The organism is Pseudomonas putida (assembly GCF_001941965.1).
GTDB classification, from domain to species: Bacteria; Pseudomonadota; Gammaproteobacteria; order Pseudomonadales; family Pseudomonadaceae; genus Aquipseudomonas; species Aquipseudomonas putida_L.
Genome location: NZ_MKZO01000043.1, coordinates 30,054 through 38,567 on the forward strand (window position 1 = coordinate 30,054; position 8,514 = coordinate 38,567).

Genomic DNA, 8,514 nt, shown 5'->3' on the forward strand with positions numbered 1-8,514 from the left:
AGTCCGCGTGGATTCATTTGTCAGCAGAAACCTCACCCATGACCCGCGAAGCCTGCACGATGACCCGCTGCTGGACAGCCTGCTGTCGCTTTGCGTGTTGCACCAGAAACCGGCCAGCCGCGCCATGCTCACCACCGGCCTGCCGCTGCCGGCCCAGCGCCTGAGCCCCGAGCTGCTGTCACGGGCGGCGGCGCGGGCGGGGCTGCAGGGGCGCCTGTTGCAGCGCAAGCTGGAGCACATCCCCTCGATCGCCATGCCCACCATGCTCCTGCTCAAGGGTGGGCGCAGCACGGTGCTGCTGGGTTGGGAGAATGACAACACTGCGCGCCTGCTGCTCAGCGAGAGCGATGGCGGCGAGGTGCATGTCAGCCGCGAGGCGCTGGAAGCGGACTACACCGGGCGGGTGTTCTTCGCCCAGCCGCAGCACAAGTTCGACGTCAACCACGGCAACCTGATCCCGCGGGCCCGTTCCTGGTTCCGCGATACCCTCAAGCGTTCGCGCTGGCTGTATGCCGACGCCATCGCCGCCAGCCTGATCATCAACGTCATCGCCATGGCCGCGCCGCTGTTCGTGATGAACGTCTACGACCGCGTGGTGCCGAACCAGGCCACCTCGACCCTGTGGGTGCTGGCCATTGGCATCACCGGGGCCTATGTCTTCGACCTGATCCTCAAGGGCTTGCGCAGCCTTTGCCTCGATCTGGCGGGGAAAAAGACCGACCTGATCATTTCCGCCACGCTGTTCGAGCGCATCGTCGGCATGTCGATGAAGTACCGCCCGGCGCGGGTCGGCAGCTTTGCCCAGAACATCCATGAGTTCCAGGGCCTGCGCGACTTCCTTGCCTCGCTGACCCTGGCCAGCCTGATCGACCTGCCGTTCACCCTGCTGATCCTGATGGTGATCGGTATCATCGGCGGGCACCTGGTGTGGATTCCGGTGGTGGCCTTCCCGCTGGCCCTGGGTATCGGCTATGCCTTGCAGAAACCGCTGACCGCGACCCTCGAACGGACCATGGCCCTGGCCTCCGAGCGCCAGTCGAGCCTGATCGAAACCCTCGCCGGCCTCGACGCGGTCAAGGTCAACAACGCCGAAAGCGAACGCCAGTACATGTGGGAGCAGACCATCGGCACCCTCAGCCGCCTGGAACTGCGGGTCAAGGTGCTTTCCGGCCTGGCGATGAACATCACCTTGCTGATCCAGCAGATGGCCGGCGTTACCCTGATCTGCTTTGGCGTGTACCAGATCATGGCCGGCAACCTCAGCATGGGCGGCCTGATCGCCTGCTACATGCTCAGCGGCCGCGCCCTCGCGCCACTGGGCCAACTGGCCGGCCTGCTGACCCGCTACCAGCAGGCCAAGGTGACCATGGTCTCCACCGACCAGATGATGGAGCTGCCGCAGGAGCGCAACTTCGAGGAGCGTCCGCTGAGCCGCCGCGTGTTGCAGGGTGCCGTGGAATTCCGTGGTGTCGACTTCACCTACCCGAACCAGCAGAACCCGGCATTGAAGAACATCAGCCTGGCCATCCGTCCCGGCGAGAAGGTCGGCATCATCGGCCGCAGCGGCTCGGGCAAGAGCTCCCTGGCCAAGCTGATCGTGGGCCTGTACGAGGCCGACGCCGGTTCGCTGCTGATCGATGGCGTGGACATTCGCCAGATCGACGTCAGCGAACTGCGCCACAACCTCGGCTATGTGCCCCAGGATATCCAGCTGCTGGCCGGCACTCTGCGTGACAACCTGGTCAGCGGCGCCCGTTACGTCGAGGACGAAATGGTCCTGCAGGCCGCCGAGCTGGCGGGTGTCCACGAATTTGCCCGCCTGCACCCGCAAGGTTATGAACTGCAGGTCGGCGAACGTGGCCAGAACCTGTCCGGCGGCCAGCGGCAGAACGTCGCCCTGGCCCGCGCGCTGTTGCTCAACCCGCAGATCCTCCTGCTCGACGAGCCCACCGCGGCCATGGACAACACCGGTGAAGAGCGCCTCAAGCAGCGCTTGCAGGCGGTGATCGAGAACAAGACCGTGTTGCTGGTGACCCACCGTGCCTCGTTGCTGACCCTGGTCGACCGCCTGATCGTGGTCGATCGCGGCCAGATCGTTGCCGATGGCCCTAAAGCTGCTGTCATGGATGCACTGAAGAAGGGGCAGATCAGTGTTGCTTAAGTCTGGAGTGGGACGCTTCAAGGACACCCTGCGCGGCTATTTCAAGGGTTCGCAATCCTTCGGCGGCGAGCCGCTGCCGGAGGTCAACAAGGCGCTGGTGGAAGACGCCCCGCGCATCGTGCGGCTGACCATCTGGGGCATCATCTGCTTCTTCCTGTTCCTGGTGCTCTGGGCCAACTTCGCGGTACTCGACGAAGTTACCCGGGGCGACGGCAAGGCGATTCCGTCGTCCAAGCTGCAGAAGATCCAGAACCTGGAGGGCGGTATCGTCTCCGAGATCTTCGCCCGTGAAGGTGAAGTGGTCGAAGCCGGCGCGCCGCTGCTGCGCCTGGATGCCACCCGCTTCGTCTCCAACGTTGGCGAAACCGAGGCCGACCGCGTGGGCCTGGCCCTGCGGGTCGAACGCCTGAGTGCCGAGGTCGAGGACCGGCCGCTGAACATCGACGCCGAGTTGCGCAAGGCGGCACCGAGCCAGGCGGCCAACGAAGAATCCCTGTACAACAGCCGTCGTCAGCAGTTGCAGGATGAAATCGGCGGTCTCCAGGAGCAACTGGTACAGCGGCAGCAGGAACTACGCGAGTTCGGCTCCAAGCAGGCCCAGTACCGCAACAGCCTGAACCTGCTGCGTCAGGAAATCGGCATGTCGGAGCCGTTGGTAGCACAGGGTGCGGTGTCCCCGGTGGAAGTGCTGCGCCTCAAGCGTGCCGAAGTGGAAAACCGTGGCCAGCTCGACGCCACCACCCTGGCGATCCCGCGGGCGGAGTCGGCGGTCAAGGAAGTCGAGCGCAAGATCGACGAGACTCGCGGCAAGTTCCGCAGCGATGCCCTGACCCAGCTCAACGAAGCCCGTACCGACCTGAACAAGACCGAAGCCACAGGCAAGGCTCTGGAAGACCGGGTCAGCCGGACCCTGGTCACCTCGCCGGTGCGGGGGATCGTCAAGCAGGTGCTGGTCAACACCATTGGTGGCGTGATCCAGCCGGGCAGCGACCTGGTAGAGATCGTCCCACTGGACGACACCTTGCTGGTGGAAGCGCGGATCCGGCCGCAGGACATTGCCTTCCTGCACCCGGGCCAGGAAGCCATGGTCAAGTTCACGGCGTATGACTTCACCATCTATGGCGGGCTCAAGGCCAAGCTGGAGCAGATCGGTGCGGACACCATCACCGATGAGGAGGGCAACACCTTCTACCTGATCAAGCTGCGTACCGAGCGCAGTCACCTGGGGACTGACGAGAAACCGCTGCTGATCATCCCGGGGATGGTGGCGTCGGTGGATATCATCACCGGCAAGAAGAGCGTGCTGAGCTACCTGCTCAAACCGATCATCCGCGCCCGGGCCGAGGCCTTGCGCGAACGTTGAGGGCCTCATCGCTGGCAAGCCAGCTCCCACAGGTCCAGCGGCGCACTCGGTCCCTGTGGGAGCTGGCTTGCCAGCGATAGGGCCCTCACAGGCACCACAACACTTGGAGATATGAAAAAGCCCGCCGCCACATCACTGTGGCGGCGGGCTTTTCACATCCGGGCCGGAGCCGGCTCGGTCAGAGGAAGGTGACCTGGCCGCCTTCCAGCGATTTCACCCGGGCCAGCGATTCAACGCGATAACCCTGGCTGTCCAGCTCGGCACGGCCGCCCTGGAACGACTTCTCGATGACGATACCCAAACCGGCAACGGTGGCACCGGCCTGCTTGATGATCGAGATCAGCGCCTGGGACGCCTTGCCGTTGGCCAGGAAGTCGTCGATCACCAGCACGCGGTCGCTGCTGTTCAGGTGACGCGGCGAGATGGCCACGGTGTTCTCGGTCTGCTTGGTGAAGGAATACACCGACGCGGTCAGCAGGTTTTCCGTCAGGGTCAGGGACTGGTGCTTGCGCGCGAAAATCACCGGAACGCCCAGCTTCAGGCCGGTCATCACCGCCGGGGCGATGCCCGAGGCTTCGATGGTGACGATCTTGGTCACGCCGGAATCGGCGAACAGACGGGCGAATTCGTCGCCGATCAGGGCCATCAGCGCCGGGTCGATCTGGTGGTTGAGAAACGCATCGACTTTCAGGACCTGATCGGAAAGCACGATGCCTTCTTCGCGAATCTTCTGGTGCAGTGCTTCCACGGGTGTTTCCTCGGATGTAAGCAAAAGGCCCCGGCATGGGCCAGGGCGATTGAAGGGGTTGATTATCTACCGTTTGAGCATGGCGCGGATATCGGCAAGTGCCGTATTGCCGCGTGCCGCCTTGACCTCTACCGGTGCGTCGTCCAGGCCTTCCCAGGCCAGATCGTCGTCGGGCAGCTCATCCAGGAAGCGGCTCGGCGAACAATCGATGATCTCGCCGTACTGCTTGCGCTTGGCGGCGAAGGTGAAGGCCAGGGTCTGGCGCGCACGGGTAATGCCGACATACGCCAGGCGGCGCTCTTCCTCGATGGTGTCGGCTTCGATGCTGGAGCGGTGCGGAAGGATCTCCTCCTCCATGCCCATGATGAACACGTAGGGGAATTCCAGGCCCTTGGAGGCATGCAGGGTCATCATCTGCACGCCCTCGGCGCCGTCTTCCTCTTCCTGCTGGCGCTCCAGCATATCGCGCAGCACCAGCTTGCCGATGGCGTCCTCGATGGTCATGTCGCCGTCCTCGTCCTTCTCCAGCGTGCTTTTCAGCGCGTCGATGAGGAACCAGACGTTGCCCATGCGGAAGTCCGCGGCCTTGTCGCTGGAGCTGTTGCTGCGAATCCAGTTTTCGTAATCGATGTCCATCACCATGCTGCGCAGCGCGGCGATCGGATCTTCCAGGGCCACCTGCTCGCGAACCTTGTCCATCCAGGTCTTGAAGCGGTGCAGGCGGTCGGTGAAGCGGCTGTCCAGATGCTCGCGCAGGCCCAGCTCCTCGCTGGCGGCGTACATCGAGATCTTGCGCTCGGTGGCGTAGTTGCCGAGCTTTTCCAGGGTGGTCGAGCCGATTTCCCGACGCGGTACGTTGATCACCCGCAGGTAGGCGTTGTCGTCGTCCGGGTTCACCAGCAGGCGGAAGTAGGCCATCAGGTCCTTCACTTCCTGGCGGCCGAAGAAGCTGTTGCCGCCGGACAGGCGATACGGCACCTGGTGGTGCTGCAATTTCAGCTCGATCAGCTTGGCCTGGTAGTTGCCGCGATAGAGGATGGCGAAATCGCTGTAGGGCCGGTCGGTGCGCAGGTGCAGGCTGAGGATCTCCATGGCCACCCGCTCGGCCTCGGCTTCCTCGTTCTTGCAGCGGATCACGCGGATCTCGTCGCCGTGGCCCATTTCGCTCCACAACTGCTTCTCGAAGGCATGCGGGTTGTTCGAGATCAGCACGTTGGCGCAGCGCAGGATGCGGCTGGTGGAGCGGTAGTTCTGCTCCAGCATCACCACCTTCAACGACGGGTAGTCGTCTTTGAGCAGCATCAGGTTTTCCGGACGCGCGCCACGCCAGGCGTAGATCGACTGGTCGTCATCGCCGACCACGGTGAACTGGTTGCGCGTGCCGATCAGCATCTTCACCAGCAGGTACTGGCTGGCGTTGGTGTCCTGGTATTCGTCCACCAACAGGTAGCGCACGCGGTTCTGCCACTTTTCCAGGATGTCCGGGTTGTCCTCGAACAGCTTCACCGGCAGCAGGATCAGGTCGTCGAAGTCCACCGCGTTGAACGCCTTGAGCGTGCGCTGGTAGTGGGAATAGACGATGGCGGCGGTCTGCTCCTTGGGGTTGCGTGCCTTTTCCAGGGCCTCGGGGGGCAGGATCAGGTCGTTCTTCCAGGCGCCGATCATGTTCTTGATCTCGTCGACGCCGTCGTCCCCGGAGTATTCCTTCTGCATGATGTCGGTCATCAGCGCTTTCACGTCGGTCTCGTCGAAGATCGAGAAACCGGGCTTGTAGCCCAGGCGCACGTGTTCCTTGCGGATGATGTTGAGACCGAGGTTGTGGAAGGTGGACACCGTCAGGCCGCGGCCTTCGCCCTTGCGCAGCAGGGTGCCGACCCGCTCCTTCATCTCCCGCGCGGCCTTGTTGGTGAAGGTCATGGCCACGATGTACTGGGCGCGGATCCCGCAGTTCTGGATCAGGTGGGCGATCTTGCGGGTGATCACGCTGGTCTTGCCGGAGCCTGCGCCGGCGAGTACCAGGAGCGGGCCGCCGACGTAGTTCACGGCTTCTTGCTGCCGGGGATTGAGTCGGGACATGACGGAAACCGGGGGTGGCTGAAAAATAGCCGCGCAGTTTAACAGGGCTTCGCCGTCATGGCGCGACCGTCTGACAGTGTGACGCAGCACAATATCTAAATTTGCCGGCTCTGCTACTTTCCATCAGGATGCACCCCCGTCTGGATGGATTTCCCCGGGGCAGGGCGGTTGATCAAAGTGAAAATCATTTACATTGGCGTCGTTGTCGCCAATGATTCGCCCGTTACCCTGTCTGCGTCCGCGTACTGCTAACTAAGGAGAGAGCTTGTCTACGCCTGCCGAACCGTTGCGTTTGCTCCTGCTGGCTGAAGAGTCCGAGTGGGCGGTTGCCCTCGGCGAGTCTCTGTTGCCGCTGGCGGGCACTGCGGTATTGCTGACGGCGCCGACCTGGGAGTCGGTGGACAGCCTGTTCGCCCGCGACCGTAACGCGGTGGTCCTGACCACACCGGGCCGCCAGCCGGCGCCGGGGCGTTGCGACCTGCCCATGGTGCTGCTGCTCGACGCCGAGCCGGCCAAGGCGCCGCCGGGCGTCAGCGACTGGCTGGTGCGCGGCCAACTGGGCAGCGACACCCTGCGCCGCTGCCTGCGCCACGTGCGCGAGCGCGGTGTGCTGGAAGCCACCCTGCAGCGCCTGGCCGAGGAAGATCCGCTCACCGGCATCGCCAACCGCCAGGGCTTCCAGACCCTGCTGACCGCGCGCCTGGCCGAGAACGAAGGCCGCGGCGTTGCCCTCGGCCACCTCGACCTCGACAACTTCCGCCATGCCAACGACGCCCTTGGTCACCAGGGTGGCGACCGCCTGATCCTGCAGGTGGTCGGCCGGCTCAAGAGCCAGCTGGAAGCCGGGGACCGCGTGGCGCGGCTGGGCAGCGACGAGTTCGCCCTGCTGATCGACACCCGCCGCGAACCGCAGCGCGCCGAGCGCGTGGCCGAGCGGATCGTCGAAGCCCTGGCCGAACCCTACTGGATCGACGGCGAAAGCCTGCTGGTCGGGTGCAGCCTGGGTGTCGCCCATGCCCGTGCCCAGGCCGGTGCCGACCCGCTGATGTGGCACGCGCATATCGCCATGCAGCAGGCCAAGGGCGTGCACGGCTGCACCTATCACATCTTCGACGAGCGGATTAACCGCAACGCCCGCAGCCTGGCCGACCTCGAAGGCGAGCTGCGCCGCGCCCTGCGCCGCGACGAACTGGAACTGCACTACCAGCCGCGCCTGGACCTGGAAGAGGGCCGTATCGTCGGCCTCGAAGCCCTGGTGCGCTGGCGCCATGCCGAACGCGGCCTGCTGCCGCCCAGCGAGTTCGTGCCGCTGGCCGAGCAGAGCGGGCTGATCGTGCCCCTGGGTTACTGGGTGATCTCCCGGGCCTTGCGCGACATGCAGATTCTCCGGGAGCGCGGCCTGGCGCCGTTGCACATGGCGGTAAACCTGTCGTTCCGCCAGTTCCAGGACAGCCAGTTACTGGCGACCCTCAGCCGCTTGATCGTCCAGCATGGTGTCGATGCCCGCTGGCTGGAGTTCGAACTGACCGAAACGGCGGTGATGCGCCGCAACGACCTGGTCAAGCAGACCATGGACGCCCTCGGGCGCCTGGGCGTGCGTTTCTCGCTGGATGACTTTGGTACCGGCTTCTCGTCCTTCGTCCACCTCAACAGCCTGCCGATCACCTTGCTCAAGGTCGACCGCAGCTTTGTCGGCGGCATGGAAACGCGGGAAGAGAACCGCAAGCTGGTGCACGCGATGATCAACCTGGCGCACAACCTTCATCTGGAAGTGGTGGCGGAAGGGGTGGAGACCGAGGAGCAACTGGACCTGTTGCGCAGCTTTGGCTGTGACCAGATCCAGGGCTTCCTTATCAGCAAGCCGCTGGCGATCGAGCCGCTGGTGGAGTTCCTGCTGCTGAATGCCTCGCAAAGGCCGGTTGCTTTGTAAACCTCCCGGGCCTCATCGCTGGCAAGCCAGCTCCCACAGGGACCGGGTGCACCGCTGGACCTGTGGGAGCTGGCTTGCCAGCGATAGGGCCCTAAAGAACAAAGCACATCTCAGGACCGAACCGGCACCCCCAGTCCAACCCCACCAATCATCCGCTTCATCCGCCACTCGAACGCCAGCGTCAGCCCCACCGCCGCAAACGCCAGCCCCAACGCCAGCCCCCACCACACGCCGAC

The 8,514-nt window shown here is 64.3% G+C and carries 6 protein-coding genes; 3 read left to right on the forward strand and 3 right to left on the reverse strand.

Annotated features, from left to right (window positions below; all coding sequences use genetic code 11):
- The first annotated feature begins 7 nt into the window (after positions 1-7).
- Positions 8-2,161 (forward strand): type I secretion system permease/ATPase, encoded by a 2,154-nt coding sequence (locus tag PSEMO_RS22955; protein ID WP_075805244.1) that lies wholly within the window; start codon positions 8-10, stop codon positions 2,159-2,161.
- On the forward strand, positions 2,151-3,524 hold the full coding sequence (locus tag PSEMO_RS22960) for an HlyD family type I secretion periplasmic adaptor subunit (RefSeq protein WP_075805245.1): 1,374 nt from the start codon (positions 2,151-2,153) through the stop codon (positions 3,522-3,524). The genes PSEMO_RS22955 and PSEMO_RS22960 overlap by 11 nt, the downstream gene beginning before the upstream one ends.
- Positions 3,525-3,702: 178 nt before the next feature.
- On the opposite strand, the gene PSEMO_RS22965 is transcribed toward PSEMO_RS22960, so the two are convergent.
- Together PSEMO_RS22965 and rep are read right to left on the reverse strand one after the other, a co-directional pair.
- Positions 3,703-4,272 (reverse strand): xanthine phosphoribosyltransferase, encoded by a 570-nt coding sequence (locus PSEMO_RS22965; RefSeq protein ID WP_009395836.1) that lies wholly within the window; start codon positions 4,270-4,272, stop codon positions 3,703-3,705.
- A 66-nt stretch (positions 4,273-4,338) separates the two neighbouring features.
- The gene (gene rep, locus PSEMO_RS22970; protein ID WP_075805246.1) at positions 4,339-6,348 is read right to left on the reverse strand and encodes a DNA helicase Rep; all 2,010 of its coding nucleotides are present in this window, start codon (positions 6,346-6,348) and stop codon (positions 4,339-4,341) included.
- A 265-nt stretch (positions 6,349-6,613) separates the two neighbouring features.
- Here rep and PSEMO_RS22975 point away from each other — a divergent pair, with 265 nt between their 5' ends.
- Positions 6,614-8,278 (forward strand): putative bifunctional diguanylate cyclase/phosphodiesterase, encoded by a 1,665-nt coding sequence (locus PSEMO_RS22975; protein ID WP_075805247.1) that lies wholly within the window; start codon positions 6,614-6,616, stop codon positions 8,276-8,278.
- A 110-nt stretch (positions 8,279-8,388) separates the two neighbouring features.
- Here PSEMO_RS22975 and PSEMO_RS34365 read toward each other — a convergent pair.
- On the reverse strand, positions 8,389-8,514 hold a 126-nt coding region (locus PSEMO_RS34365), incomplete at its 5' end, for a hypothetical protein (protein ID WP_372239135.1).

Coding starts and splice junctions, on each gene's coding strand:
- rep (WP_075805246.1), bottom strand. CDS start 6,348: ATGTCCCGACTCAATCCCCGGCAGCAAGAAGCCGTGAACTACGTCGGC.